A 26,101-nucleotide genomic window follows, 5' to 3' on the forward strand; every position below is an offset into this window, starting at 1 on the left:
GGATCCCGTAACGGCCCGGCTACGTTGAGCACATGGGGGATCTGCGCACGGGCATCTACGAGCACTTGGTGACGTCGGAGTTGGCCGATCGAGTTTCGGCAACCGATGCCTCGTTGGTGCAGCTTGCGACCCTCGACCCTGCCGAAGCTCATGAGGCGCTGACACGTCACGTTGCCGGGGTGGTGAACCGAGCCCTTCGAACGGCAGGTGGCGACGACCAGGCCGCCGTGGCCCGACAGGTTGACCTGGCAAACAGCATCGTCAAGGCCGTCAGCGCACTTTCCCCCGCTGCGGCCCCAGAGGACGCGATCGCAGAGCCGGCGCGGTCGGTACTCGCGGTGGTCAGCCCGCCGAACACGCCAGGCCCGATCACCTTCCCTGAACGGCCCGAAGTACCGCTGTCTGCGAGCGCGCTACTGGTCAACGGGCGCGGACAGCCGCGGATCGGCCATGAGGTCAACCGCGAGCTCGCTTCCGCCGACCGGGTAGACCTGCTGTGCGCCTTCATCAAATGGCAGGGACTGCGCGTCCTGGAGAAGGGGCTCACCGACCTCCGCCAGCGCGGCGGCCGGCTCCGTGTCATCACGACCACCTACATCGGCGCGACGGATCAGCGAGCCTTGGACCGCCTCGTCGAGCTCGGCGCGGAGGTCAAGACCTCCTACGAGACCAGGACGACGCGGCTGCACGCGAAGGCCTGGCTCTTCCATCGCTCGACGGGGCTGTCGACCGGGTATGTCGGCTCGTCCAACCTGTCTGCTCCCGCACTGACCGACGGGTTGGAGTGGAACGTCCGGCTCTCCAATGTCGAGCAGGCACACCTCCTGGCGATGTTCGCCGACACGTTCGACGGCTACTGGGAGGACCCGTCCTTCGAGACGTACGAGCCTGGTCGGGACGGCGACCGGTTGCGACGCGCCTTGAGCGTCGAGCGCGGCGGCAGCAGAGACCTGCCCCTCGAGGTCGCGACGCTCGACGTCCGTCCGTTCGGCTATCAGCAGGAGATCCTGGACAAACTTGACGCCGAGCGCACCATTCACGACCGCTGGCGCAATCTCGTCGTCATGGCGACTGGGACCGGGAAGACCGTCGTCTCCGCACTGGACTATCGCCGCCTTCGCGCCGCCGGCTCGGTCGAGTCCGTTCTGTTCGTGGCCCATCGCAAGGAGTTGCTGACCCAGAGCCGCTCGACGTTCCGGCACGTGCTGCGCCGCGGTGACTTTGGCGAACTCCTCGTGGACGGTGAGCGCCCTCGGGAGTGGCAACACGTCTTCGCATCCGTGCAGTCGCTCGCACAGTTGGATTCAACGGAGCTGGACCCGACGCGCTTCGACCTGGTCGTCGTCGATGAGTTCCACCACGCCATGGCGGCGACCTACCGTCGACTACTCGAGCACCTCCGGCCCAAGGTCCTGCTCGGGCTGACAGCCACTCCTGAGCGGACGGACGGCGCCGACGTCCGCAGTTGGTTCGACGGCCGGACGGCGGTGGAGCTGCGGTTGTGGGAGGCGCTCGACGCGGGACTGCTCGCCCCGTTCCAGTACTTCGGTATCCATGACGACGTCGCGCTGCAGCAGTTGCAGTGGAAGCGCGGCCGCGGCTACGACGTCACGGAGCTGAGCAACCTCTACACCGGGGACGACCACCGAGTCCGACTGGTCCTTCAAGCCGTTCAGGACAAGATCGCGGATCCAGGTCAGATGCGCGCACTGGGCTTCTGCGTGAGCATCCAGCATGCCGAGTTCATGGCCGCTCGGTTCAACAAGGCCGGCATCCGCAGCCTCGCGATCACGTCTCAAAACATCAGCGATGACCGCAACGCCGCCCTGGCCGCCCTCCGCGACGGCACCGTGAGCGTGCTCTTCACGGTGGACCTCTTCAACGAGGGCATCGATCTCCCGATGGTCGACACAGTCCTCTTCCTCCGTCCCACGGAGAGCGCGACGATCTTCCTCCAGCAGTTGGGGCGGGGGCTGCGCCTCTCCGAGGGCAAGGCGTGCCTGACCGTGCTGGACTTCATCGGCGCACAGCACAAGGAGTTCCGCTTCGACCTGCGGTTCCGGGCCCTCACCGGCGCATCCCGACGAGGCCTTCAGCGCGAGGTCGAGCAGGAGTTTCCGACGCTCCCTGCCGGCTGTCACATCGAACTGGACCGGGTCGCACAGCGCATCGTCTTGGACAACATCAGGCAGTCGCTGACCGTGTCGTGGAAGGGGCTGGTCAACGAGGCGCGGACTCTGACGGGTCCGAGCATGGCGTCGTTCCTCGAGGAGACCGGCGTTGTGGTCGAGGATCTGTACCGCGGGACCGGACGCAGTTGGCTCGACCTCAAGCGTTCGGCCGGTTGGGACGTCGCCGAGCCAGGACCCGACGACCGCGACTTGGGCAGTGCCTTCGCTCGCATGTTGCACATCGACGACCTCGAACGGCTGCGATTCATCCGCACGCTGCCCCAACAGGGAACAAGCGAGGAAGCGTCGTCCGAGCGAGTCCGTCGGATGGCCGCCATGTTGCACTTCTCGCTGTATGGCTCGCGCGCGCCGTTCAGCAGCGTGGAGGCGACGCTCTCCCGACTGCTCGCGAACCCCGGCCGCCCCGAGGAGCTCGTCGAGCTGACCGGGGTACTGCAGGACCGCATCCATCGGGTGGCGCCGGCACTTGAGCTGACGGGATCCCGTCCCCTGCACGTGCACGCCCGCTACAGCCGGGACGAAGTCCTGGCAGCGTTCGGGATTGAGGACCTCAACGGCACGTGGGGATCGGGCGTGCGCTGGGTGCCTGGCGACCAGGCGGACGTCTTCTTCGTGACGCTGGTGAAGACGGAGGCACACTTCTCCCCCACCACCATGTACGCGGACCACGCGATCTCACCGACGCTCTTTCAGTGGGAGTCGCAGAACACAACGGCCGAAGCGTCCAAGACCGGGCAGCGCTACGTCCACCACCGCGACATGGGGACGTCGGTGCACCTGTTCGTCCGCGAGTCGAAGACCGCTGACGGCACACTCGGCACGCCGCCGTACCTGTACGCCGGCCCCATGACCTACGTGTCGCACTCCGGCGAGCGCCCGATGCGGATCTTGTGGCACCTCGACCACGCGCTTCCCGGCGACGTATTCCACGCGGCCAAAGTCGCTTGACGTATACACGCAGGGCCCGCGCGCCAAGCTGACCTGGTCGGTCGCCGAGACGCTGTGGCACCAGCCCACATCCGCCCGCGATCGGGTCGGCCACCACCGGTTCCTTGCAGAGCACCGCGATCGGTGCAGATCGGCGACGACTTAGACCCGGCGACTGTTCACCGCCGGAACGACAACCGGGTGACCTCGTCCGCCATGCCACTGAACGCCGCAACGCCGTGGGGCCGACTGCGCGACGCGACGAACCACCGAGCCCGAGATCACAGTCCTCGTTCGAACCCCGTGTCACATACGCCCCTCCTGCGAGGGACGTTGCCTGCAGTGACCGAGCGAACACCCCAGGGTTACGTCAGTATCGAAACGGGGATGGGTTGATTTTGGACGTCTTCAAGGTCCACGAGCAGGTGATCGCGGACTACCGCGCGTTCACCTCCGGCTTCGTGCGGGTCCGCGACGAGCGGATCACCGAGTTCGTCGACCAGCAGTTCGCCGAGGGCGTTCAGTGGCCTGACCCCTGGCTGAGCCTCAACCCCTCCTTCGCGTCCGGTGGCTCCGTGCCCGAGCTGGTGGGCGAGGGGCTCCTCCACCCCGAAGCAGAGCGGATCTTCCGCCGCAAGTCCGACATGACCGACGCCGGGCGCGACCCGATCATCCTGCACTGCCACCAGCGGGAAGCCGTCGAGGTAGCCCAATCTGGCAAGAGCTACGTCCTGACGACGGGCACGGGATCCGGTAAGTCGCTGGCCTAAATCATCCCGATCGTCGACGCCGTCCTTCGCGGCCGGGACGCCAACGGCGGACGACGCCAGCCCGGCGTCAAGGCGATCGTCGTCTACCCGATGAACGCCCTGGCCAACTCCCAGGTCGGCGAGCTGGAGAAGTTCCTGCGCTTCGGTTATCCCGAAGGCGGCGAACCGGTCACCTTCGCGAGGTACACGGGCCAGGAAAGCCCCGACGAGCGCCGCCGGATCCTCGCCGAGCCGCCGGACATCCTCCTCACCAACTACGTGATGCTCGAGCTGGTCCTCACGCGACCGGACGAGCGCAAGCACCTCGTCCGGGCAGCGCAGGGCCTCCGCTTCCTGGCGCTCGACGAGCTCCACACCTACCGCGGCCGCCAAGGCGCGGACGTCGCCATGCTGATCCGTCGCCTCCGCGACCAGTGCGCGGCCGAAGACCTGCAGATCGTCGGGACCAGCGCCACGATGGCGAGCGCCGGGACCACGGCCGAACGCAACGCCATCGTGGCCGACGTCGCCACCCGGCTGTTCGGCTCGGAGGTCACTCCCGAACGCGTCATCGGCGAGACCCTCACCCGGGCCACCACTGCGACCGCCCCGACGGCAGAACAGCTCCGCGCAGCCGTTTCGGCGGCGCAGGGCCCCGAGCAGACACGCAGGCACGCCGAGTTTGTCGATGACCCGCTCGCCGGCTGGATCGAGATGACCTTCGGTCTCGACCACGAGGCAGGAACGGATCGGCTCGTCCGCCGGGCGCCCACCACCCTCCCCGAAGCTGCTACCACCCTCGCCGAGCTGACCGGGCATCCCGAGGAGGCCTGCCGGACGGCACTGCGCCGGGTGCTCGAAGAGGGCTCCCGTGTCCGCCAGCCGGTCATCGACCGTCCGGTGTTCGCGTTCCGGCTGCACCAGTTCCTGTCCAAGGGCGACACCGTGTACGTCTCCCTGGAGCCGGAGGACACCCGGCACATCACTGGCACCTACCAGGTGACCGTTCCGGGCCACCCCGACAAGGCCTTGCTGCCGTTGGGCTTCTGCCGCGAGTGCGGTCAGGAGTACCTGGTCGTCGCGAAGGTGAAGCAGAACGGCGGCAGTGCCCTCGTCTCCCGCCGGGACGTCGACGCCAGCGGCGGGGACAGCATCACCGGCTACCTGTACGTCTCGTCCGACCTGCCGTGGCCTAACGACCCCCTGGCGACCGGGCGGCTGCCCGAGTCGTGGTTGGTCACCGACCCGGACACCGACCGGATCGAGATCCTCGACAGCAAGCGGAAGTACCTGCCGGAGAAGGTCTCCGTACTGCCGGACGGCACCTTGGACAACGCCGGTCTTGGCCTTCCCGCGTGGTTCGTGTCCACTCCGTTCGCCTTCTGCATGCGCTGCGGGGTGTCGTACGAACAGGTCCGCGGCCAGGACTTCGGCAAGCTCGCCACGCTGGACTCCGAGGGACGGTCCAGCGCCGTCACCCTGCTCAGCGCGTCCATCGTCCGGCACCTGCGCTCCGTGCCCCTCGAGGACCTCGACTCGGACGCCCGCAAGCTGCTCACGTTCGTCGACAACCGGCAAGATGCCAGCCTTCAGGCTGGACACTTCAACGACTTCGTCCAGGTCAGTCAGCTGCGGGCGGCGCTGCATGCAGCGCTGGAGAAGGCCGGCCCGGAGGGGCTGACGCACGACACCATCGCCGGTGCGGTGACCGAGTCGCTCGGCCTGCAGACCGTGGACTTCTCCGCCAACCCGCAGGCGAAGTTCAGCGCCAAGGCGGCCGCGGAGCGAGCGCTGCGCGCGGTGGTCGAGTACCAGCTGTACGTCGACCTGCAGCGGGGCTGGCGCGTGACCATGCCCAACCTCGAGCAGACCGGTCTGCTCCGGGTCGACTACCGCGACCTGAAGGAGCTGGCCGCGGACGACGAGTCGTGGACCGGCACCTATCTGCTCAACCAGATCTCCGCCGCGCACCGCGAGGAGCTGGGCCGGATCCTCCTCGACGAGCTTCGGCGCGTCCGCGCCATCGACGTCGACTGCCTCCCGGAGGAGGGGTTCGAGCGGCTGCGGAAGGAGTCCCGTCAGCAGCTCATCGAGCCGTGGGCCATGTCCGAGGACGAGCGGTTGGTCGAGGTCGGGCACGCCGCTCCGCGCCCCTCCAAGCCCGGCGGCCCGCGCGGGCGCCTGGCGCTGACCGGGCGCGGCGCGTTCGGCCGCTACCTGCGGACGGACGCAGCCGGGCTGCCGGGTGTGGTCAAGACCGAGGATGCGAGCAAGGTCATCATCGACCTGCTCCGCGTGCTCGCCGAGGCCGGCCTGCTGATCCAGTCGGACGGCCCGGACGGGTCGGAGTCTGCCTGCCGCGCGCCCGGCCAGTTCCGACCGCTGCTGCGCCACGGGAGGATCGATGAGCAGTACGTTTCGTGATCGCGGTCGCGACGGCACCCCGTCCCGTGCAGGCATTGCGACAGAAATCGATCACAGCCAAGGTGAGCCCTAGTGGCGACGCCACCGGGGCGCCGCCACGAGCGGAAGGTGCGGCGGCATGCACGCTCGATCCACCACCATCAAGGCCGACCCCGACAACCTCGACGCCGGCATCGCCTTCACACGCGACGAGGTGATGCCGGCGATCCAGCAGATCGACGGCTGCATCGGCCTCTCGATGCTCGCCGATCGCGAGAGCGGCCGCTGCATCGTCACGACGTCCTGGGCGGACGCCGACGCGATGCGCGCGGCCACCGAGGACGTCCACCCCATCCGGCTCATGCAGGCCCTCGGCGCCCAGGGCCTCGACATCCAGGAGTGGGAGATCGCCGTCCTGCACCGGGAGCGCCCGGCCGGGGACGGCGCCGGCGCCCAGGTCACCTGGGCCCGCATCCCGCCGAACCACCTGAACGAGCTGCTCGATGCCTACCGGCACAACCTGATGCCGCGGCTGCAGGAGCTGATGGGCTTCGACAGCCTCAGCATGCTCGTCGACCGGCGCACCGGTCGCACGGTCAGCGTCACCGCCTTCGAGACCCGCGACGCCCTCGCGCTGGTCCGCAAGCACGCCAGGCACCTGCGCGAGCAGTTCTCCCAGGCCATGGGCGCCCGCATCACCGACATCGCCGAGATGGACCTCGCCGTCGCCCACCTGCGCGTCCCCGAGACGGTCTGATGGACGTCGCCGCCTGAGGAGGAGCGCCAGGAGCGTCAGCCCATGGCGATCGACACCCGCGGTGCCGACCTCAAGCGCTACTTCCAGGAGGACGCCGGCGGTCCCGTGGTGATGCTCAACCCGCTACGCTTCACCGAGGGCGGCCGCGAGTCCTACGACCAGTACACCAAGGCCCTCTCCGAGACCTTCCTCCCCCGTTACGGCGGCGAGGTCGTCTACGCCGGCGACGGCGGCACGCCGCTAGTCGCCGAGCAGGGCCGCCGTCCTGCTCGTCCGCTATCCCTGCCGCTACTCGTTCAGCCGCATGGTCGCCGACCCGGACTGCCAGCAGGGCACGCACCTTCGCACTCAGGCGCTCACCGAGGCCGTGCTCCAGCCCACCACCCCCTGGTAGCGGTGACGGGCTCGGACGAGGGGACGCCGGCACGAGGCTGCCTCGCCCGAACGGCGCGTCTCGCCGCGCTGCCCGCCGCCTACGCCGGCCGCACCGCTCGGTCTCGGCAAGCGCCTCGGTGGCCGCCCCGCCGAGCTCGTCGCCGCACAGGTCCAGCAACGCATCGCCGAGCAGCTGTTCGCCACGCTTGGCCCTCTCAAGGGCGGCGCCATGAAGATGGGGCAGGCGCTCTCCGGCACGGAGGCCGCACTCCCGGAGCAGCTGGCCGGCCCCTACCGCGAGACGCCCGTCCCGTTGCAGGAGGCGGCGCTGCCCATGCCGGCCGCCCGCGTCCACGAGCAACTCACAGCGTCATTCAGTCCGCACTGGCGCGAACGATCCCGCGGCTTCGACGACCGGCCCGCCGCGGCCGCCAGCATCGGGCAGGTCCACCGCGCCACCTGTTCGGACGGCACGCCGGTGGCCGTCAAGGTCCAGCCCCCGGGCGCCGCCGAGGCGCTGGTCGCCGATCTCGGCATGCTGCGGAGGCTCTCCCCGATCGCGAAAGCGGCGGTCCCGCACCTCGAGCGGCAGGCTGGCCTGCTCGGCGCAAAGGACACCAGCCTGATCGCCTGGCTTGATCCGCCCTCTGTCAGTGGCAGCAGACAAGCTGCATCCGTACGGAGGTGGCAATGCAGCCGAACGGAGACGCGCCGTTGGACCCCCTCCTCGAACCGATCGTCGATCCGGGCCCACACCCAGGCGCGTCGACAGACGACGTCAGGGCGCGCATGTCCCGCTTGCGCCGGCGAGACAACAAGCCGGAAATCGCAGTCCGGCGGCTGCTGACAGCGGCCGGGCTGCGCTACCGGGTCGCCTACCGCATCCCGGGCCAACGGCGGCGCACGATGGACATCGCCGTACCTCGCCGAAAGCTGGCCGTCTACATCGACGGCTGCTTCTGGCACAGCTGTCCGGAGCACCTCCACCTGCCCAAGGCCAACGCGGATTGGTGGATCCGCAAGATGGAGATGAACCGGGCCCGCGATGCCGCGAGCACCGCACAGCTCGAGGCCCTCGGTTGGACCGTCTTGCGGTTCTGGGAGCACGAGCCACCGGCCGACGTGGCGGCCGCGATCCTCGATGCGGCGCGGCGGCGACCGGAGGACTCACGCGAGCAACTCAGCGAGCGAGTGCGCGCACTGCTCGACCCGGACGGCGGCCTCCGACATGCCCGAACCCGAGTTCATCACCACCCCGGCGACGAGCTCGCCCGGTTCGGACCGGACGGAAGCCACCACGCAGCCGACCCGGTCGGGTTGTTCGCCCCGTCGAGCTGCCCAGTCCTGGGCGCGAATCTCGCGAGGCAGGCGTCGAGCTGGTCGGCCTGGTGATCGTCTTGTCGGTGAACCGGGGTTCCACGCAGCCATCAGGCCATCGCCGCAAAGAGCGTTACCTCGGGCACCTCGGGACAGTTGCCGCGGCTGTGTCGGTTGGGTTGAGGTCCCCTGACTGGTTGCGCTGAGAAACCGAACCGACACATAACGCACTCGGGATGCGACAGAACGTCGCGACGGGAAGACATGAGCGCAACGAGTCGCGATCAAGGTCTGCCTCGACACGGCGCCGCCGGGGCGCCGCGAACTCGGGAGACCCGCCCATGGCCATCTCCGATCCACCCGCCCAGACGACGACCGCCGAGAGCAGGACGCTGAAGGGCTCGCTCGGCGTCGGCGCGATCATCTTGATGGTCGTCGCCGCCGCGGCGCCGCTCACCGTCGTCGCCGGGGCCGTGCCGATCGGCATCCTCGCCGGCAACGGGGCCGGCTTCCCGTCGTCCTACGTGATCAGCGCCGTCATCCTGCTGTTCTTCGCCGTCGGCTTCGTCGCGATGACCCCGCACGTGCCCCAGGCCGGTGCCTTCTACAGCTACGTCTCCAAGGGTCTCAACCGCCCGCTCGGCCTCGGCGCGGCAATGCTCGCGCTCCTCACCTACATCACCATCCAGGGCGCCGTCTTCGGCTACGTCGGCCAGGCGATCGGTGACCTGCTCGGCCGCTACGGCGTCGCCACCCCGCCCTGGTGGGTGTGGACCCTCGTCGTCGTCGCCGGCATCGGCTGGCCGGTCATGCCGACCGACTACTCCGGCTTCACGCTCAAGCCGGTCGGCTTCTTCGACCGCAACCCGGCGCTGGGCGTTCCAAAGTCGACCTCGTCGCACTGCGCCTCGTCGCCGGGCCACTGCTCGTGACGACGGCCGTCCTGACCACCCGGCCGAGTGCTGTTGCCCTCGGCCGGGTGGCCGCCGGCCTGGCGGTGGCGTCGGCGGTGGTGCACCTGCTGCTGCTCGACGCGTCGCTTGGGTCGTTGGTGATGTTCGCTATGGCGGCGGCGTGCCTGCCGTGCGCCTGGCACCTGTGGCAGAACCCGACCGGCTCGGTGTGGTGCTTCACCGCCCTGGTGGACGGCGCGATGCTCGTCCTGCACGCGCAGATGCTCGGCGGCTCAGATGGGCACGAGCACATTCACCACGCGGCCGCGCCGTCGTCGCTGATGTGGCTGGGACTGGCCCTGGTCGGTGGTCAACTGGCCCTGGCCGGAGCCGCCGTCCGCCGTCCCTGGTCCCGCACCGCGGGGAGCGCCGTTCCGGGACCTCACCACCGAGTTCCCGGGGCGGCACTGTGCCTTCTCGGCCTACAGCTGTAGGTGGACCCGCAGCGCGTCGTCGAGCTCGGACATGAGGTCGGCCGGCACCTGCCCCAGCGCGGGGCCGATGCGTTCGGCAGCCACCGAGCGGAGCTGCTCCGCCTGCGCCTTGGAATCGGTCCGCAGGCCCGTGCGCGCGGCCGGGAGGAACGTCTGGAACGGGAAGATCCGAGCGACGTTGCTGGTGACTGGGACGACCGTGACAACCCCGCGCTTCAGTCGGGCGGCCGCAACGTTGGCCCGGTCGTTGCTGACCAGGACGGCCGGCCGGCGCTTGTCCGCCTCGCTGCCGCGCACGGGATCCAGGTCGACGAGCCGGATCTCACCGCGGCGCATCTGCCATGCCGTCCGCAGCGGTCGCCTCCCACACGGTCTGCTCGCCGGAGGTCTCCCATTCCTCCCATGCCGCTGCATAGTCCTGCTCGAGATCGGCGTGCCGTAGTAGCCGGAGTGCGTGCTGGATCACCGCAGACCGTCCCTTGAGCCCCGAGTGACGGGCGTACTCGTCCAGGAGGGCAACGTCGTCCTCGGACAGGCTGACACTGAGCTTCACACCGGAATGCTACCTCGGTAGCAACCTCGTCGGCCTGGATGAGAATGCCTGTGCCGCACTGTGGTACCGGCGGGCTTACCGTGACGCCGTGAGCACCCGGATCGCCGTCCGGCTCCCCGAGGAAGTTGTGCAGTTCGTCGACCGACTGGTCGCCGAGGGCAAGGCACCGTCTCGCGCGGCCGTCGTCACCCGCGCGCTCGAACGCGAGCGACGCCGGGAGGTGTCCGCCCGGGACGCCGCCATCCTGGCCACTGGGGACGACGGCGACGACTTCGATGCGCTGGCCGAGCACGCCGCCCGGACCTCCCTTGACGACCTGGCCTGATGCGGCCCGTCCACGTCGCTCGGCTGGACGAGAGTTGCCCGGTGCTGGTGCTGACCCGCGAGCTGGTGCGCCCGCACCTGGCGCGGGCCACGGTCGCACCGCTCACCAGCACGATCCGGGCCTGTCGACCGAGGTGCCGGTCGGTCCGGACAACGGACTCGATCATCCAGCGTCGTCAGCTGCGACAACGTCGTGACCGTGCCGAAGTCGACCCTCGGCCTACAGATCGGTGAGCTCCTACGGAGCAGGAGGTCGAGCTCACCGCGGCGCTGCACGCCGCCTTAGACCTCGATGACCTCCCGCGGGGACGCTGACCCACGATCGTCAGCGACTCGACATGGCTGCGCCCCCGGCTCCTGAGGAGCAGGGGGCGCAGTCGTCGAGCTGTTAGGCGCGGGTGGCGCCGTGACCGGTGCTCTTCTCGCGGAACGTGTGCTCTTCGGTTACCTGCTGGGCGACGTTCGGCTGCCCGACCTCGTTGGCCTGCCGAGCCTCGTTCGGCTGCCGCACCTCGTTCGGCCGGTCGGCCGCATCCCGCTGGTCGACCGCATCCGCCCGACGGTCGCCGTCCCGATCGCGGTGCAGGTCGTTGGCCGACATGCCGGGCGCCAGCTTCTGCGCCTTGGCCCGCAGCTGCTCCGCGGCCGACCGGTCCGCCTCGGCACGGGCCGCGTGCTCGCGGGCCTCCTTGTCGGCCAGCGCCAGCCGCTCCTCGGCCTCGGCGCGCTCGCGCCGGGTGCGGGCCAGCTGCTCGTCGGCGAGCGCCTTCTCCTTGTCGGCGCGGGCCTGCTTGACCTGCGCCTCGCGCAGGTGCTCGCGCGCCTGCTCCTGCTTTCGGATCTTCGCCGCCTTGCTGCGCTTGGCGACCGCGAGAGCGATCAGGGCCAGCAACACGACGACGGCGATCACGATGACGACGATTGCCCACGTGGGCATGGCCGGGCCTCCTCGGTTCGGGAGTTGGTGGATTGCCCGAGCCGCGCCTCAGGAAACGGCTCGCTGAAGATCACACCCGGAATCGGCCCTGGCCACGCCGACGACTGGCTATCGTCGATGGAGTACTCGAACGTGCAACTACCGGCCGCCGGTGTCTCCGGCGGAGAAGGCGGCACGCCCCGCCACCCGGTTGCACAGAGGTCATGACGCTCCCCCAGCTCTCCGAGTCCCCGCTCGTCCGGCACGCCGGTCTCTCCTACTTCCCGCTCGCGTTCATCGCGCGGCTGCCCTTCGCGATGATGACCGTCGGCGTGCTCACCCTCGTCGTCGCCGAGCGCGGGTCGCTGACCCTGGGCGGCCTCAACTCCGCCGCCGCCGGCCTCGGGACGGCGCTCGCCGGTCCCCTGCTCGGCGCAGCGGCCGACCGCTTCGGCCAGCGCCGGACGCTCGTCCCGATCGGGCTGCTCAACGCGGCCCTGCTCGGCGCCTTCCCGTTCGTCGTCGCGAGCACCGTCCGGGACCTCGTCGTCCTCGCCCTGTCGGTGCTGATCGGCGCCTCCGCGCCGCAGGTCGCACCGATGTCGCGCACCCGCCTGGTCGCCATCATCCGCCGGGCGGTCCGCGCGGACCGCCGCGAGCGGGTGGTGAACGGGACCATGGCCTACGAGTCCGCGGCCGACGAGACGGTCTTCATCGTCGGCCCCTTCCTCGTCGGGCTGCTCGCCACCGCCATCGCCCCGTGGCTGGCCATCGCCGGCGCGTCGGTGCTGACGCTCGTGTTCGTCACCTGGTTCGCCCTGCACCCCACCGGGCGGCTCGCACCCGTCGGGCAGACGTCGAAGGCGCAGGCGCCCGTCCGCGAGCTCGCCCGGTTCCCGCTGCTCACCGTGGTCGCCGGCGCGCTCGGCATCGGCTTCTTCTTCGGCGCGACCCTCACCTCGCTCACCGGGTTCCTGGCCGACGACGGCAGCGGCGACCGGGCCGGGCTGCTCTACGGCGTGATGGGCATCGGGTCGGCCGCGCTCGCCCTCGCCTCGGCGGCGTTCCCGGCGCGGTTCAGCCTGCGGGCACGGTGGCTGGCCTTCGGGTCGCTGCTGCTCGCCGCGGCGGTCACCTACGCACTCGCGCGGTCGGTGCCGGCCCTCGTCGTCGCACTCGCGATGCTGGGCTGCGGCATCGGCCCGACCCTCGTCACCCAGTACAGCCTCGCCGCGAAGCTGAGCCCCGCCGGCCGCTCGGCGACGACCATGACGATGCTCGGCTCGGCGGTCGTTGTCGGCCAGGCCGTCGCGTCCGCGGTCACCGGCCTCGTCGTCGACCGGCTCGGCGCCGACGCCGCGCTCGCGCTCCCCGCCGTCACCGCCGCCTTCGTGGTCGCGGCCGGGATCGCCCACGCCGCGTCGGCGCACTCCGCCGAACGGCAGCCCGTCCCCGCCTGAGCCGGTCCAGCTCTGCTCGATCGGGCATGGCCAACGCCCGCCGCCGGGGTCCAGACTCGGGAATCCGAACTCCGGGGATCGACGCGGTCGCCGTCCGTCATGTCGGGCCTCGAACCGCCCGATCCGACGTCCGAGACCTCCGGGGGTGACCCCCACACCGAGGAGTCCTAGCGCACGAAGCCAGATCGAATCCTCTTCAAAGGAGAAGAGAATGCCGACGCACGACTCGCACGCGCCCGCTGACACCGACCCGGTCGAGACAGCCGGCTTCTCCAGGCGCACGTTCCTGGCGACGTCCGGCGCGGTGGTCGCCGGCATGGCGCTGGCCGGCCTGCCGACGGCCAGCGCCGCGGCCCAGGAGACCTCGGCCGACGACCTGGTGATGCTGGACGCCCTCGACCTGTCGGAGGCCATCCGGCGCCGCGACGTCTCCTGCGTCGAGGTCATGGAGACCTACCTGGCACACATCCACCGCCTCAATCCCGAGGTCAACGCGATCATCGGCATGGCGGACGACGCCGAGCTGCTGGACCAGGCGCGGGAACGGGACCGTCAGCTGCAGCGGGGCGAGTACCTCGGCTGGATGCACGGCTTCCCGCAGGCCATCAAGGACCTCGCCGACGCCGAGAGGTTCCCGTCCACCTCGGGCGGCTCCCCCGTCTACGCCGACCGCATCGCGGACTCCGACTCCCTGTTCGTCGCCCGCATCAAGGCGGCCGGCGGCATCGTGATCGGCAAGACGAACGCCCCCGAGTTCGGGCTGGGGTCGCAGAGCTACAACCCGGTCTGGGGGACGACGGGCAACGCCTACGCCCCGTCGCGGACGTCCGGTGGCAGCAGCGGAGGCGCCGCGTCGGCGCTCGGGCTGCGGATGCTCCCGGTCGCGGACGGCAGCGACTACATGGGCTCGCTCCGCAACCCGGCGGCGTTCAACAACGTCCTCGGCTTCCGGCCGTCGTGGGGGCGCGTCCCGGCCAACGGCTTCATCGCGCAGGCCTCCGTCACCGGGCCTATGGGGCGGACCGTCCGGGACGTCGCCGCGCTGCTGTCGGTGATGGCCGGCCCGAGCGACGCCGCGGCGCTGGACATCGAGGAGGACCCGGCGATCTTCCGGGCGCCGCTGGACCGGGATTTCCGGGGCACCCGGATCGCCTGGGTGGGCGACTACAACGGCCACCTGGCCACCGAGCCCGGGATCCTCGAGCTCTGCCGGGGCTCCTTCCATGCCTTCGAGAACCTGGGGGCCACCGTCGAGGAGGTGCTGCCCGACCAGGACATGGCCGCGCTCTTCGAGACCTTCATGGCGTGGCGCGGCCTGGCCCAGCTGGACCGCTACGACCTGTACAACGACCCGGCGACCCGGGCGATGCTGAAGCCGGAGCAGATCTGGGAGGTCGAGCGTGCTCTGGGCCTGAGCGCCCTCGACATCAACCGGGCGGACGACGCACGCAACGCGTGGTACGCCACCGTGCTCGAGATGTTCGAGACCTACGACTACATCCTCGCCCCGAGCGCCCAGGTGTTCCCGTTCGACAAGAACGTGCACTGGCCGACGGAGATCAACGGCCGCGCGATGGACACCTACCACCGCTGGATGGAGACCGTCGCCCCCTGGTCGCTGACCAACCTGCCGAACATGGGCATGCCGGTCGGGTTCAACGAGGCCGGGCTCCCGGCGGGGATCCAGCTCATCGGCAAGGACAACGCCGACCTGGCCGTGCTCCAGATGGCGCACGCCTACGAGCAGGAGACCCGGTGGGTCTCCTCGGTGCTGCCGCCCCTGCTCCAGGCCTGACCGGAGTCGGGTGACCGACGGCGCGCCACGGGACCGTCCAAGGCGCGTCGTCGGCCTATTGACAGGAGCGCTATCGATAGCGATGCTATCGGCATGCGCATCTCGGAGCTCGCCGCCCGCAGCGGCGTCAGTGCGGCGTCGATCAAGTGGTACGCCCGGGAGGGCCTGCTGCCGGCCGGCGAGCGCACCGGCTACAACCAGACCGAGTACGGCGAGGAGCACCTGGCCCGGCTGCACCTGATCCGGTCGCTCATCGAGGTGGGCGGCCTGTCGGTCGCGGCGGCCCGTGCGGTGCTGGCCGCTGCCGACGACCCGGACCACGCGTTCGGCGACACGCTCGGCATCGCCCAGGCATCCCTCCCCCAGGCGGCCACCCCGCCCTCAGCGGAGTCGGTGCAGCAGGTCCTCGACGTGGTCGCCGAGCGCGGATGGCAGTGGTGCGAGGACAACCCCGGCGTGCCGGCGGCCGCGGCCGTGCTCGACCGGTACCGCGCGCTGGGCCGCGGGGACCTCGCCGCCACCCTGCCCGACTACGCCCGGGCAGCGGAGATCGTCGCCGCCGCCGACCTGGACTGCATCACCAAGAACCTGGACGCCGGCCCGGCCGTCGCCACGCAGACCGTCGTCGTCGGCACCGTGCTCGGCGACGCCCTGCTCGCCGGGCTGCGCCGGATGGCCCAGGCCAACGAGACCTTCCGCCGCTTCGGACCCACCCCCGGGAGCCCGTCATGACCGTCCTCGACCGACCCTCCACCGCCGACACCCGCCCGCTGGTGACCCGGCCGGCCAACCGGCCGCTGATGACCCTCGCCGCGCTCATGGCCGTGACCGCCGTGGTCACCGCCGCGCTGGCGCTCGTCGACCCGGTGCAGATCACCGGCCGCAACGGCTGGTTCAAGCCGCTGAAGTTCGCCATCTCGATCAGCGTCTACGCGGTCACCCTGGCCTGGCTGCTCGACCGGCTGCCCGCCCGCCGGCAGCGGCTCGGCCGGATCGCGGCCTGGGTGGTCACCGTCGCCCTGCTCATCGAGATCGTCATCATCGTCGGCGCGGTCGCCGCGGGCACCACCAGCCACTTCAACGTCTCCTCCCCGCTGGCCACGACCCTGTGGTCGGTCATGGGGACGTCGATCGCGGTGGTCTGGGTGGTCACCCTGGCCCTGGCGGCCCTGCTCTGGCGCGCCGCGGACGCCGACGCCGCCCGGCGGCTGGCCATCCGGGCCGGCCTGGTCATCGGGCTGGCCGGCATGGCGGTGGCGTTCCTGATGACGTCGCCGACCGCCGAGCAGCTCGACGACTTCGCCGGAGTGGCCGGGGCGCACGCCGTCGGCGCCGCGGACGACGGCCCGGGCCTGCCCTTCCTCGGCTGGTCCACCACCGGCGGGGACCTGCGGGTGCCGCACTTCGTGGGCATGCACGCCCTGCAGGCCCTGCCGCTGCTGGTCCTCGGCCTCGAGGCCCTGGCCGGCCGGGTCCCGGCACTGCGCTACCCCCGCACCAGGTTCCGCATCGTCGCCGTCGCCTCGACCGGCTACGCCGTCGTCCTGGTGCTGCTCACCCTGCAGGCCCTGGCCGGCATCCCCGTCACCGACCCACTGGGCTTCCTGCGCTGACCACACCCGGCGACCCCCACCCCGGCCATGTTGGCCAACATGGCCGGGGTGGGGTCAGACGCCGACGTGGTTGAGCGCCTGCAGCAGCAGGGTGCTCTGGCCGTTGGCCAGCTCGGCCAGCACGGTGGGCTCCCGGACCTCCAGCGGCGAAAACCAGGTGAGCTCCAGCGCGTCCTGCTGCGGGGCGCAGTCCCCCTCCACCGGCACGATGTAGGCCAGCGACACCGCGTGCTGCCGCGGGTCGTGGAAGGGCGTCACCCCCGGCGTCGGGAAGTACTCGGCGATCGTGAACGGCTGCGGCGACGTCGGCACCCGGGGCAGCGCCAGCGGGCCGAGGTCCTTCTCCAGATGACGGAGCAGCGCCGAGCGGACCCGCTCGTGGTACAGCACCCGCCCGGACACCAGCGCCCGCTTGACCTGCCCGTCCTCACCGATGCGCAGCAGCAGGCCGACCGCGGTCACCGTGCCGTGGACGTCGACCCGGACCGGGACGGCGTCGACGTACAGGATGGGCAGCCGCTCGCGGGCGGAGTCCATCTCCTCGCGGGAGAGCCAGGCAGCGCCGGTGTTCGTCACCTCGGTCATGTGCCTTGTCTATCCGATGCCCACCGGAGTCCGACGCGCGACCGCGCCGGAAACGCCGGTGCCCCCGCCGCGGGAACGCGACGGGGGCACCGGGTGAAACAGATCAGACAGCCAGCCCCGCGCAGGAGACCGAGCAGTTCAGCCGCCAGATCGTTCGGCCCAGCGAGGCGAACAGCTCCGACCGGACCAGCCGCTGGCCGTTGGGTCCGACGAACTCCTGCGGCACGTCGACCGCGTCGTCGTCGGCCGGCGGCTCGCCGCCGCCGGGGCCCGGATCGGCCGATTCGTCGGGGTCCGCCGGCGGGGGGCCGACGGCAGCGGCGAGGTAGACCAGCCCGTCCTCCAGCACGTCGGAGGTCACCCGGTCCGGCGCGAACACGGTCACGTCGTAGGTGCCCGCCGCCATCGCCGGCGCGGTGAACACCAGCTTCGTGGTCGAGGACTGCACGACCGTGGTCCGGCCGGTGTCGCCGACCAGGACCAGGGCGCCCGCCGGGATCGCGCGTCCGGTGATCGTCACCCGGGTGCCGCCGTCCACCGAGACCCGGTAGGGGCTGATCGACGTGACCCGGAACGGCCCGGCGCCGTCGTACGGCCTGATCCCGCCGGGGACCTGCTCGGGGGCCGGCGGCGTCGACGACTCCGGCGGCGTGGACCTGACCGGCGGTGTCGAGGAGACCGGCGGCGTCGACGGGCCTGGCGCGGACGGGTCCGAGGTGTCCGTCGGGTCGGTGGGGTCCGAGGAGTCCGACGGGTCGGACGGCGTCGAGGGACCCGACGGGGTCGACGGGCCGACCGGGTCAGCGGGGGCCGGACCGGAGGGGTCCGACGGGTCCGACGGCGTCGAGGGGTTTGGACTGTCGGACGGGTCCGACGGCGTAGCGGGCCCCGAGGAGTCCGACGGGTCCGAGGGGTCGGCGGGGTCCGAGGGGTCGTTCGAGCCCGGGTTGGACGGCGCGGACGGGTTCGACGGAGTCGAGGGGCCCGACGGCGTCGATGGGCTGGACGGGTCGGAGGAGTCCGCCGGCGGCGTCGTCCCGCCGTCCGAGTCGTCCTCGTCGGCCTGCTGCGGCGGCACGCCGACCAGCAGCGGCGCGGCGGCAGCGCGGCCCACCGGCCGGCCGTCGGCCAGCATCTGGACCACCAGCACGTAACGGCCCTGCGCCAGCGCGGTCTGCGGCGTGAGCACCAGCGGGCCGACGTTGGACCGGCTGCCCAGCTGGAACGTCGCCGAGCCGGTGTCGTCGGTGGCGACGGTCGCGCCGTTCAGCGTGATCGGGTGGTCGGCCAGGGCCATGACCTCGCCGTTGAACTCCATGCCCAGCGAGAGCGTCGCGGAGTAGGCGCCGGGGTCGGTGTCGCCGTTGACGGTCACCGTGGGGGCGGCCGTGCCCGGGTCGGTCACCATGCCGGTGAACGAGTAGCTGACCTCGTCGCTCGTGCTGCCCAGCTCGGCGAGGGAGAGCCGCCCGCCGGTGACCGACCGGCCGGCGTACGCCCCGACCGGCACGGTGTCGGCGAGCAGCCGCTGCTTGAGCTCGAGCGCCGTGGCGTCGGGGAAGCGTGCCCGGTACAGCGCCACGGCCGCGGCCACCTGCGGTGCGGCGATGCTCGTGCCGCTGATCCAGTCGTAGCCGCCGTCGTTCGTGGGCGAGTAGACCCACAGGCCCGGCGCGTACAGGTCGACGGTCGAGGCGCCGTATGCGGAGAAGCTCGCCACCGTGTCGGCCGCGGTGCTCGCCCCCACCTTGATCAGGTTGTCCGCGTTCTGGCTCGCCGGGTAGAGCCGCGCGGTGTCGCGGTTGCCGCTGTCGTTGCCCGCAGCGGCGACCACGACCACGTTCTTGGACCGCGCGTAGTCGATCGCCTGAGTCAGGATCGGGATCTCCTGGTTGCCGTTGCTGATCCAGGAGGCGTTGACGACGGCGGCGCCGTGGTCGGCCGCGTACACGATGGCCTGCGCGCCGGCGACGATGTCGACCGACATCCCCGAGCCGATGACCAGCGGCATCACCGTGACGTCCGGGGCGACCCCGGCCGAGCCGACGCCGTTGCCGGCCCGCGCGGCGGCGGCGCCGGCCACGCTGGTGCCGTGGGCGTTGTTCGCCGGCCCGCCGTTGGTGACGTCGGCGGAGTTCCGGTAGAAGTTCCAGCCGTGGCAGTCGCCGGCGTAGCCGTCGGCGTCGGCGTCCGCCGGCCCGCACGGCTCGTCCGGGTCGGTCCACAGCGCACCCTGCAGGTCGGGGTGGTCGATCTGCAGCCCGCTGTCGACGACGGCGACGACGATCCCGCGACCGGTGGAGGCCTGCCAGCCGTCCGGAGCCGCGACGTCGATGCCCCGTGAGGTCGACTGGCCGAGAGCGTTGGCGCCGTTGTTCTGCAGGTTCCAGCCGTAGGAGGCCCACGCCGGGTCGGTGACGACCCCGCCGGTGACCGTGCCGCTCGCCGAGTGCGCCACCTGGACGCCGGGCAGGACGGCGCTGAGGTCCTGCGGCTCGAGGTCCTGGGTGGCGACCAGCGCGGAGCCGTCGAACAGCCGCTGGGCGCTCACCACGCCGGGGGTCGCCTGCATCTGCGCGAGCTGGGCGTCGGTCACCGCCCCGTCGGCCGGGCTGACGACCAGGCGGGTGAGCCCGTCGCCGGGGGCGCCGAAGTCGGCGGCCACGGTGATGTCGGGGGCGTCGAACGCGAGCGCGTCGATGACGGCCGCCCCGCTGAACCCGGTGGCCGCCGCCGCCACGACGGCGACCGCTCTCTTCATCCGGCGCACGCGGGACGTCGTCCCCCGTGGCTCCCCTGCTCGCCGCATCGACTGCCTCTGTTCTCGCACAGGCCCTTCTCAGGGATCCCCGTCCCATCGGCGCCAGCGGCGAGCGGCTACATGCCCCGTCGGAGGGAGATGCCCCCTGGGGGGCAGAAATGGCCACTTCTGCCCCTCGACGGGGGATGAGTTCCGCCATCCGAGGGGGTCTGGAAGGCATGGCGCGGGTTCTCTACTCGGTGACGATGTCGCTGGACGGCTTCATCGCCGGCCCCGGCGGGGACATGTCGTGGCTGCGGCCGTACCTGGGGCCCAACCCGGAGGCGGAGGCGCTGGTCGCCGACATCGGCGCGATCCTGGTCGGCGCCCGCACGTACTCCGGCGACGACCCGAACCGCGGCACCGACAAGGAGGGCGCGTTCGAGGGCGCCTGGCACGGGCCGCAGTTCGTGCTCACCCACCACCCGCCGGAGACGCCGGTCGAGGGGGTCACCTTCGTCGGGGACCTCGCCACCGCCCTCGCCGCCGCTCAGGAGGCGGCCGGCGACAAGTACGTCAACGTGCTGGGCGCCGACGTCGCCCGGCAGTGCCTGGAGGCGGGAGCGCTCGACGAGGTGCTGACCATCGTGGCGCCGGTCCTGCTCGGCGACGGCACCCGGCTCTTCGAGCAGTCCGGCGGGCGGCAGGTGCCGCTCGAGCCGGTCCGGGTCACCGAGCTCCCGCACGCGACCAACCTGTGGTTCCGCGTGCTGCGCTGAGCCCGTACCGGTCGGCGCGCCGGCTGCCGATGAGGAGCTCATGGGTCTCAGGGGCAGTGTCGCCCGGCGCGGCGACGAGCAGTCGGACGGCGGAGAGCTCGAGGGCTGGATCTCAGACCTGGCCGGCGGCGAGACGTCCGTCCGGCGGCTGCGCAGACGGCTGGACGAGCAGCGCGAGACCACCGAGGGCGGGTGCACCTCGTGCGGCTGCGCCGGCGACGATCACCTGGCGCAGCAACCGGCCTGAGCCCCGGCGGCTAGTGCGCCTCGGCCTTGCGGGCGCTCTTGTCCTTGCGCCGGTGCACGGTGAGGTTCAGGACCAGCACGATCAGTGCGCCGACGACGAGCCCGATGAGCGCGCTGGCGAACGTGTTGACCAGCCAGCCGACGAGCCCGCCGAGGGCTCCGGTGGCCTCGTGCGCCGCCTCCTCGAGGTGGTGCACGACGCTGTAGAGGCCGTGCCAGCCGAGGTCGTCGGTGCCCACCAGCAGGATGTGGCCGCCGACCCACAGCATGGCGGCGGTGCCGACGACGGTGAGGACGCTCAGCAGCTTCGGCATCCCCTTGACCAGCCCGCGGCCGAACGACGCCACGCCCTTGCCCTGGCGCTCGGCCAGGTTCAGCCCGACGTCGTCCATCTTCACGATGAGCCCGACGACGCCGTACACCAGGACGGTGATGCCGAGCGCGACGACCACGAGGATGATCGCCCGCGACCAGAACCCCTCGTCGGCCACCTCGTTCAGTGAGATGACCATGATCTCCGCGGACAGGATGAAGTCGGTGCGGACGGCCCCGGACACGATGGTGTTCTCGTCGGGGGCCTTCTCCTCCCCGCCGGCGTGGGCCTCGTGGTGGGGGCGCAGCTTGTGCCACACCTTCTCCGCGCCCTCGTAGCTCAGGTAGGCGCCGCCGACCATGAGGATCGGGGTGAGCAGCCAGGGCAGGAACTGGCTGAGCAGCAGGATCGCGGGCAGGATGATCAGCAACTTGTTGCGCAGCGATCCCTTGGCGATGCGCCGGATGATCGGCAGCTCGCGCTCGGCGGCCAGGCCGTGCACGTACTGCGGGGTGACGGCGGTGTCGTCGACGACGACCCCGGCGGCCTTCGCGCTGGCCCGTCCGGCGGCGGCCCCGATGTCATCGACGGACGCGGCGGCTGTCTTCGCCAGCAACGCCACGTCGTCGAGCAGAGCTACGAGTCCACCGGCCAAGGCAGGTCCTTCCGATCGGTCGACACGGGCGTGCCGCCCACGATGGTGGTCGATCCTGCCGCACCGCGCGCGGGCGCCGCGGCAGGCGTCCCCGGCGGTGGTACCCGGCCGGGCGCACGCCTACCTCGATCGGGGCCCACAACGTCCGACCCGCGGGACGGGGCCGTGCGCCGCCCGGCCGACGCGGCGAGCCGGCGCCGGCCGAGGGATCAACGACGGGTGGTGGTGGTCCCGTCGTTCCCGTCGCGGGGCAGGTCCTCCGCCGGTCCGGCGTCGTGCCGACCGGCACGGTCCGCGTCCCGGTGCGTCACGCCGGGCGCGAGCTTCTCGGCCTTGGCCCGCAGCTGCTCGGCCGCGGACCGGTTGCCCTCGGCCTGGCCGACCCGGTCCCGGGCCTCCTGCTCGGTCTGGGCCAGCCGCTCCTCGACCTCGGCGCGCTCCCGCCGGGCCCGGGCGACCTGCTCCTCGGCGAGGGCCTGGTCCTTGTCGGCCTGCGCCTGGCGGACCTGCGCGTCCTGCAGGTGCTCGCGCGCCTGCTCCTGCTTGCGGGCCTTGCCGGCGCCGCCGCGCCGGGCGGCCATCAGGGCGGCCAGCGCCAGCAGGACCACGACGACGACGATCAGGACGATCACCCAGGTCTCCATCGAGACTCCTCCCGCGCGGGCCGCACGGGACCCTGCGCTGCTGCTGAGTGTCCCCCTGAACAGGCAGCTCAGCGGCTCGGTCCGCGCGCCATTCCGCGCAACGGTGTGCGCTGAGGCCGGGTGACACTCGTCGCAACCCGGCCCCAGCGCACACCGTCGGCGCCTGCGCCACGGTCAGGTCTGCCACCATCCGGCACCACGACCGGCGGACGGCGAGGAGCGCGCGGTGGAGCAGACGGACGTTCCCGCGGGAACGCGCAGCGAGAGCGACCGGCGGCGGCTGTCCATGACGGTGCTGATGACACCGGACATGGCCAACTTCGCCGGCAACGTGCACGGCGGGCAACTGCTCAAGCTCCTGGACCAGGTCGCCTACACCTGCGCCAGCCGGTACTCCCGGCACTACGCGGTCACGCTCTCGGTCGACCAGGTCGTCTTCCGCGAGGCCATCCACGTCGGTGAGCTGGTCACCTTCCAGGCGAGCGTCAACTACACCGGTCGGACGTCGATGGAGATCGGCATCCGGGTCACCACCGAGGACCTGGTCGACCTGCGGGTGCGGCACACCAACAGCTGCTACTTCACGATGGTGGCGCTCGACCAGGACCGCCGTCCGGTCGAGGTGCCGCCGCTCGTGCCGGACACCCCCGAGCAGCAGCGCCGGCACGCCGCCGCCATCCGCCGCCGGGAGCTCCGCCGCGAGATCGAGCTGCGCACCGCGGAGATCCGCCAGGGCGGCGACTGACCGGCCTGAACGCAGAACGGGGGCCGCAGCAGTGCTGCGGCCCCCGTTCTGTCCGGACTACTTGCCGGTGTTGACGAACTGGATGCACTGCCCCTGGTTGCGGAAGCCGGGGTCCAGGTCCTTCCAGCCACCGCTCTTGCAGTCCTCCGCGGCCAGCGGCGCCACGTACGTGACCTCGCCGGCCGCCGGGCCACGCTGGTCCCAGGCCGTCATGTTCCCGTTGGCGGCGGACAGCGTCGCCATGCTCGGGTAGCGGGAGGACGCCGTCCCCTCGAAGACCACGAAGCTCCACTCGCTGCGCGCCTCCGGGTCGCCGGCGGAGTTGCCGGTGAACGTGAACGCGGCGTTGTCGATCAGGAAGTCGCCCTTGGTGTCGTGGAGCGTGTTCCCGGCGATCAGCCCGGTGCCGTTGGGGTTGAGGTAGGCCCCCGACCGCAGCGAGTGGATGGTGTTGCCGCTGGCGTTCAGCCCGCTGATCCCGCCCGCCGTCACGAAGCCGCGGTTGCCCACCCAGCCGCTCATCGGCAGGGCCTGGCGCGGCCCGTGGATCGTGTTGTCCGACAGCGTCACGTCGTCGGCCCCGACGTAGACGAACTCGGCGGGCTTCGGGGTGTCGCTGGTGATCTCCAGGCCCGTCAGCGTGGCCCCGGCGCCGGTGATCCGGAAGGTGACCGCGGAGCCGGTCTGGACGACCCTGGCGCCGGGCGCGCCGCTGACGGTGACGTCCTCGGCGATCGTCGTGGTCCCGTCGACGGTCACCGTGCCGACGACCTGGACGGTGTCTCCCGGATCCGCGGCGCCGAGCGCCGACGCGAGGGTCGTGTGGTCACAGCTGCCGGTGGCTGGGGCGCAGACGGTGACCGTGCGGGCCTCCGCGGCGACGGCCGGGGAGACGGCACCGCCGACGGCGACAGCACCGGCGGTCAGGGCGACGGCCAGGAGGGCGGCGCGCGTGTTCTTCATGTCAGCAGGTCCTTTGACGTCAGTAGGGAGAAGGGCAGGTCAGCGGTCGGCGAGCTCGACGTCCTCGGCCGGGCGGGGGGCGGGCAGGCGGGGACGGTCGGCGTCCGTCGCGGTGCCGATCATCAGCGCCTCGAGCTCACCGGTGTCCAGGGTCGGCTCGGCGACCGGCTCCGGGGCGACCTCCCGGTTGGGCCGGATGACGTCGCCGACGATCCGGGCGATCCGGGACCGCCGGCGCCGGGCCCGGCGCTCGGCCCGGCGCGCCGCCTCCTCGCGGGCGGCGTTCTCCCGGTCGACGATCTCCCGCGCCATCCGGTCGGTCTCCGCGGCGACCAGCAGGTCGGCGCGGGCCTGCTGCGCCCGGATCCGCCCCTGCGAGCGGATCTGCTCGGACAGCACCTCCTCGTCGTCCCGTGCCGTGACCAGCCGGTCGTAGGCGGCGGGCTCGCCGAGGGTGAGCAGCACCTTCACCAGCACCGGCAGGATCTCGACGCTCAGGAACAGCAGGAAGAGCATGAGGTGCGCGGTGGCCACCATCGGCCGGTCCTCGGACAGCCGGCTCATCGCCTCGAGCCGGGCGAGGATGCCGTCGCTCTCCGAGTTCTGCGCCTCGAAGGCCGCCTGCTCGGCGGTCCGCGCGTCGGTCAGCCGGGCGAGCGCGGCGGAGTCGGTGGCCAGGTCGGCCTCGGCCAGGGCGACCGCGCGGGCGTCGGCGCTGGCGGCGTCCTGGTCGGCGGTGGCGCGCGCCTGCCGCAGGGTGGCGTCGGCGGAGTCCAGCGCGGCCTTGGCCGCATCGCGGACCGCCGACTGCTCGGCGGCGGCGGCCGCGGCCGCGAAGTACGCGTCGCCGGTGCCCTCCCGGCCGGAGCCGCAGCTGCCGTCCAGCTCGCACTGGGCCTTGGCCTGCAGCTCGGTGAACCGGGCCAGGGCCGCGTCGTAGGCGGTCTGCTTCGCGTCCCGCTCGGCCTGCGCCCCCACGACGGCCGGGTCGGCGTTCGGGTCGGTGCTGCCGCCGCCGGCGATCACGGCCTGCTCCTCGGCCACGCGCTCGCGCAGCGCCGGGATCGGCGCGTACCGCTCGTCGGCGTCCAGGCCGGCGGCGAACTCCGCCGCGGCCTCGGCCTGCATCGTCACGATCGTCGCGTCGATCTCCTTGTCGAAGACCTGCAGCGTCAGCGGCGTGGAGATGACCGTGCCCAGCACCGCGGCCAGGGCGACCCGCGGCAGGGCCATGGCCAGCGTGCGCTGCCAGGACACCTGGTGCCCCATCCCGACCAGCAGCATCCGGTCCAGGTTGAGGATCACCAGCCCCCAGCCCAGGCCGATCAGCACCGCGAACGCCCACCAGGCGCCCAGGGCCATGTGGACGGCGAACGCCGCTGACAGCGCCGCCAGGGCACCGGTGCTCACCAGGACGCCGCCGAGCGCGACGTGCCGCGCCCGGGCGCCGGGGGCGACCGAGAGCAAGTCGAGCCGGGCGCCGGCCAGCACGGCCAGCCGGTCGCCGGTACGGGTGCGGCTTCGCACGGGGCAGTTCCTTCCGCCGGGGATCTCCCGACCGTCATCGGCCGCCGGGAGCCCATCCGGTACCGCCGGACGACGGAGCGCCGCCGCACACCGGGTCGACTCGTGCGTGCGCGCCGGGCTGCACACGGTCGGTACG

General features: G+C 71.7%; 25 protein-coding genes. 16 read left to right on the forward strand and 9 right to left on the reverse strand.

Annotation, left to right across the window (positions count from 1 at the left end):
• Positions 1-32 precede the first annotated feature (32 nt).
• From HL189_RS15730 to HL189_RS15765, 8 genes are all read left to right on the forward strand, one after another.
• The gene (locus HL189_RS15730) at positions 33-3,140 is read left to right on the forward strand and encodes a DUF3427 domain-containing protein (RefSeq protein WP_369134653.1); all 3,108 of its coding nucleotides are present in this window, start codon (positions 33-35) and stop codon (positions 3,138-3,140) included.
• 377 nt (positions 3,141-3,517) lie between these two features.
• Complete coding sequence (locus HL189_RS15735; protein WP_369134654.1) at positions 3,518-3,889, forward strand: hypothetical protein; 372 nt, start codon at positions 3,518-3,520, stop codon at positions 3,887-3,889.
• 9 nt (positions 3,890-3,898) lie between these two features.
• Positions 3,899-6,292 carry a DEAD/DEAH box helicase gene (locus HL189_RS15740; RefSeq protein WP_369134792.1) on the forward strand — a complete coding sequence of 798 codons (2,394 nt, stop codon included), beginning with the start codon at positions 3,899-3,901 and terminating at the stop codon, positions 6,290-6,292.
• 118 nt (positions 6,293-6,410) lie between these two features.
• Positions 6,411-7,028 carry an antibiotic biosynthesis monooxygenase gene (locus HL189_RS15745; RefSeq protein ID WP_369134655.1) on the forward strand — a complete coding sequence of 206 codons (618 nt, stop codon included), beginning with the start codon at positions 6,411-6,413 and terminating at the stop codon, positions 7,026-7,028.
• A gap of 604 nt (positions 7,029-7,632) precedes the next feature.
• Positions 7,633-8,250, forward strand: coding sequence for an AarF/UbiB family protein (locus HL189_RS15750; RefSeq protein ID WP_369134656.1), 618 nt, complete (start codon positions 7,633-7,635; stop codon positions 8,248-8,250).
• A complete protein-coding gene (locus HL189_RS15755) occupies positions 8,193-8,795 on the forward strand; it encodes a very short patch repair endonuclease (protein WP_369134657.1) in 603 nt (200 codons plus the stop codon). Before HL189_RS15750 ends, HL189_RS15755 begins: the two co-directional genes overlap by 58 nt.
• 266 nt (positions 8,796-9,061) lie before the next feature.
• Positions 9,062-9,652, forward strand: a complete 591-nt coding sequence (locus tag HL189_RS15760; RefSeq protein ID WP_369134658.1) for a hypothetical protein — start codon at positions 9,062-9,064, stop codon at positions 9,650-9,652.
• Positions 9,649-10,107, forward strand: coding sequence for a hypothetical protein (locus HL189_RS15765; RefSeq protein WP_369134659.1), 459 nt, complete (start codon positions 9,649-9,651; stop codon positions 10,105-10,107). Before HL189_RS15760 ends, HL189_RS15765 begins: the two co-directional genes overlap by 4 nt.
• Here the strand turns inward: HL189_RS15765 and HL189_RS15770 are convergent.
• Complete coding sequence (locus HL189_RS15770; protein ID WP_369134660.1) at positions 10,096-10,443, reverse strand: type II toxin-antitoxin system PemK/MazF family toxin; 348 nt, start codon at positions 10,441-10,443, stop codon at positions 10,096-10,098. The genes HL189_RS15765 and HL189_RS15770 overlap by 12 nt on opposite strands.
• Positions 10,430-10,660: a ribbon-helix-helix domain-containing protein gene (locus HL189_RS15775; protein WP_369134661.1), complete on the reverse strand. Its 231-nt coding sequence runs from the start codon at positions 10,658-10,660 to the stop codon at positions 10,430-10,432. The genes HL189_RS15770 and HL189_RS15775 overlap by 14 nt, the downstream gene beginning before the upstream one ends.
• 88 nt (positions 10,661-10,748) lie before the next feature.
• Between HL189_RS15775 and HL189_RS15780 the strand changes: the two genes are divergently transcribed.
• Complete coding sequence (locus HL189_RS15780) at positions 10,749-10,985, forward strand: ribbon-helix-helix domain-containing protein (protein WP_369134662.1); 237 nt, start codon at positions 10,749-10,751, stop codon at positions 10,983-10,985.
• A 387-nt stretch (positions 10,986-11,372) separates the two neighbouring features.
• Here the strand turns inward: HL189_RS15780 and HL189_RS15785 are convergent, their stop codons facing one another.
• Positions 11,373-11,921: a hypothetical protein gene (locus HL189_RS15785; protein WP_369134663.1), complete on the reverse strand. Its 549-nt coding sequence runs from the start codon at positions 11,919-11,921 to the stop codon at positions 11,373-11,375.
• Between the two features lie 203 nt (positions 11,922-12,124).
• On the opposite strand from HL189_RS15785, the gene HL189_RS15790 reads away from it, so the two are divergent.
• From HL189_RS15790 to HL189_RS15805, 4 genes are all read left to right on the forward strand, one after another.
• Entirely contained in the window at positions 12,125-13,360 is a 1,236-nt protein-coding gene (locus HL189_RS15790) for an MFS transporter (RefSeq protein WP_369134664.1), read from the forward strand.
• A 211-nt stretch (positions 13,361-13,571) separates the two neighbouring features.
• Positions 13,572-15,155, forward strand: coding sequence for an amidase (locus tag HL189_RS15795; protein WP_369134665.1), 1,584 nt, complete (start codon positions 13,572-13,574; stop codon positions 15,153-15,155).
• Between the two features lie 93 nt (positions 15,156-15,248).
• Positions 15,249-15,887 (forward strand): MerR family transcriptional regulator, encoded by a 639-nt coding sequence (locus tag HL189_RS15800; protein ID WP_369134666.1) that lies wholly within the window; start codon positions 15,249-15,251, stop codon positions 15,885-15,887.
• Positions 15,884-16,768 carry a hypothetical protein gene (locus tag HL189_RS15805; RefSeq protein ID WP_369134667.1) on the forward strand — a complete coding sequence of 295 codons (885 nt, stop codon included), beginning with the start codon at positions 15,884-15,886 and terminating at the stop codon, positions 16,766-16,768. The genes HL189_RS15800 and HL189_RS15805 overlap by 4 nt, the downstream gene beginning before the upstream one ends.
• A gap of 54 nt (positions 16,769-16,822) precedes the next feature.
• Here the strand turns inward: HL189_RS15805 and HL189_RS15810 are convergent, their stop codons facing one another.
• Both HL189_RS15810 and HL189_RS15815 read right to left on the reverse strand, forming a co-directional pair.
• Complete coding sequence (locus HL189_RS15810; protein ID WP_369134668.1) at positions 16,823-17,353, reverse strand: NUDIX hydrolase family protein; 531 nt, start codon at positions 17,351-17,353, stop codon at positions 16,823-16,825.
• A 103-nt stretch (positions 17,354-17,456) separates the two neighbouring features.
• Entirely contained in the window at positions 17,457-20,114 is a 2,658-nt protein-coding gene (locus HL189_RS15815) for a S8 family serine peptidase (RefSeq protein ID WP_369134669.1), read from the reverse strand.
• 218 nt (positions 20,115-20,332) lie between these two features.
• Between HL189_RS15815 and HL189_RS15820 the strand changes: the two genes are divergently transcribed.
• Both HL189_RS15820 and HL189_RS15825 read left to right on the forward strand, forming a co-directional pair.
• On the forward strand, positions 20,333-20,872 hold the full coding sequence (locus HL189_RS15820; RefSeq protein ID WP_369134670.1) for a dihydrofolate reductase family protein: 540 nt from the start codon (positions 20,333-20,335) through the stop codon (positions 20,870-20,872).
• A 40-nt stretch (positions 20,873-20,912) separates the two neighbouring features.
• Complete coding sequence (locus HL189_RS15825) at positions 20,913-21,119, forward strand: hypothetical protein (protein ID WP_369134671.1); 207 nt, start codon at positions 20,913-20,915, stop codon at positions 21,117-21,119.
• A 10-nt stretch (positions 21,120-21,129) separates the two neighbouring features.
• On the opposite strand, the gene HL189_RS15830 is transcribed toward HL189_RS15825, so the two are convergent.
• Both HL189_RS15830 and HL189_RS15835 read right to left on the reverse strand, forming a co-directional pair.
• On the reverse strand, positions 21,130-22,086 hold the full coding sequence (locus HL189_RS15830) for a DUF808 domain-containing protein (protein WP_369134672.1): 957 nt from the start codon (positions 22,084-22,086) through the stop codon (positions 21,130-21,132).
• Between the two features lie 209 nt (positions 22,087-22,295).
• Positions 22,296-22,730 carry a hypothetical protein gene (locus HL189_RS15835; RefSeq protein ID WP_369134673.1) on the reverse strand — a complete coding sequence of 145 codons (435 nt, stop codon included), beginning with the start codon at positions 22,728-22,730 and terminating at the stop codon, positions 22,296-22,298.
• A 286-nt stretch (positions 22,731-23,016) separates the two neighbouring features.
• On the opposite strand from HL189_RS15835, the gene HL189_RS15840 reads away from it, so the two are divergent.
• Complete coding sequence (locus HL189_RS15840) at positions 23,017-23,475, forward strand: acyl-CoA thioesterase (RefSeq protein WP_369134793.1); 459 nt, start codon at positions 23,017-23,019, stop codon at positions 23,473-23,475.
• A gap of 57 nt (positions 23,476-23,532) precedes the next feature.
• On the opposite strand, the gene HL189_RS15845 is transcribed toward HL189_RS15840, so the two are convergent.
• A complete protein-coding gene (locus tag HL189_RS15845; protein WP_369134674.1) occupies positions 23,533-24,438 on the reverse strand; it encodes a hypothetical protein in 906 nt (301 codons plus the stop codon).
• A 39-nt stretch (positions 24,439-24,477) separates the two neighbouring features.
• Positions 24,478-25,965: a DUF4407 domain-containing protein gene (locus HL189_RS15850; RefSeq protein WP_369134675.1), complete on the reverse strand. Its 1,488-nt coding sequence runs from the start codon at positions 25,963-25,965 to the stop codon at positions 24,478-24,480.
• Positions 25,966-26,101 lie beyond the last annotated feature (136 nt).

It is taken from the genome of Modestobacter sp. I12A-02662 (genome assembly GCF_041028325.1).
Taxonomy (GTDB): domain Bacteria; phylum Actinomycetota; class Actinomycetes; order Mycobacteriales; family Geodermatophilaceae; genus Modestobacter.

Coding starts and splice junctions, on each gene's coding strand:
- HL189_RS15730 (WP_369134653.1), top strand. CDS start 33: ATGGGGGATCTGCGCACGGGCATCTACGAGCACTTGGTGACGTCGGAG.
- HL189_RS15745 (WP_369134655.1), top strand. CDS start 6,411: ATGCACGCTCGATCCACCACCATCAAGGCCGACCCCGACAACCTCGAC.
- HL189_RS15750 (WP_369134656.1), top strand. CDS start 7,633: ATGAAGATGGGGCAGGCGCTCTCCGGCACGGAGGCCGCACTCCCGGAG.
- HL189_RS15755 (WP_369134657.1), top strand. CDS start 8,193: ATGTCCCGCTTGCGCCGGCGAGACAACAAGCCGGAAATCGCAGTCCGG.
- HL189_RS15760 (WP_369134658.1), top strand. CDS start 9,062: ATGGCCATCTCCGATCCACCCGCCCAGACGACGACCGCCGAGAGCAGG.
- HL189_RS15770 (WP_369134660.1), bottom strand. CDS start 10,443: ATGCGCCGCGGTGAGATCCGGCTCGTCGACCTGGATCCCGTGCGCGGC.
- HL189_RS15785 (WP_369134663.1), bottom strand. CDS start 11,921: ATGCCCACGTGGGCAATCGTCGTCATCGTGATCGCCGTCGTCGTGTTG.
- HL189_RS15790 (WP_369134664.1), top strand. CDS start 12,125: ATGACGCTCCCCCAGCTCTCCGAGTCCCCGCTCGTCCGGCACGCCGGT.
- HL189_RS15795 (WP_369134665.1), top strand. CDS start 13,572: ATGCCGACGCACGACTCGCACGCGCCCGCTGACACCGACCCGGTCGAG.
- HL189_RS15800 (WP_369134666.1), top strand. CDS start 15,249: ATGCGCATCTCGGAGCTCGCCGCCCGCAGCGGCGTCAGTGCGGCGTCG.
- HL189_RS15805 (WP_369134667.1), top strand. CDS start 15,884: ATGACCGTCCTCGACCGACCCTCCACCGCCGACACCCGCCCGCTGGTG.
- HL189_RS15810 (WP_369134668.1), bottom strand. CDS start 17,353: ATGACCGAGGTGACGAACACCGGCGCTGCCTGGCTCTCCCGCGAGGAG.
- HL189_RS15815 (WP_369134669.1), bottom strand. CDS start 20,114: ATGAAGAGAGCGGTCGCCGTCGTGGCGGCGGCGGCCACCGGGTTCAGC.
- HL189_RS15820 (WP_369134670.1), top strand. CDS start 20,333: ATGGCGCGGGTTCTCTACTCGGTGACGATGTCGCTGGACGGCTTCATC.
- HL189_RS15825 (WP_369134671.1), top strand. CDS start 20,913: ATGGGTCTCAGGGGCAGTGTCGCCCGGCGCGGCGACGAGCAGTCGGAC.
- HL189_RS15835 (WP_369134673.1), bottom strand. CDS start 22,730: ATGGAGACCTGGGTGATCGTCCTGATCGTCGTCGTCGTGGTCCTGCTG.
- HL189_RS15840 (WP_369134793.1), top strand. CDS start 23,017: ATGACGGTGCTGATGACACCGGACATGGCCAACTTCGCCGGCAACGTG.
- HL189_RS15845 (WP_369134674.1), bottom strand. CDS start 24,438: ATGAAGAACACGCGCGCCGCCCTCCTGGCCGTCGCCCTGACCGCCGGT.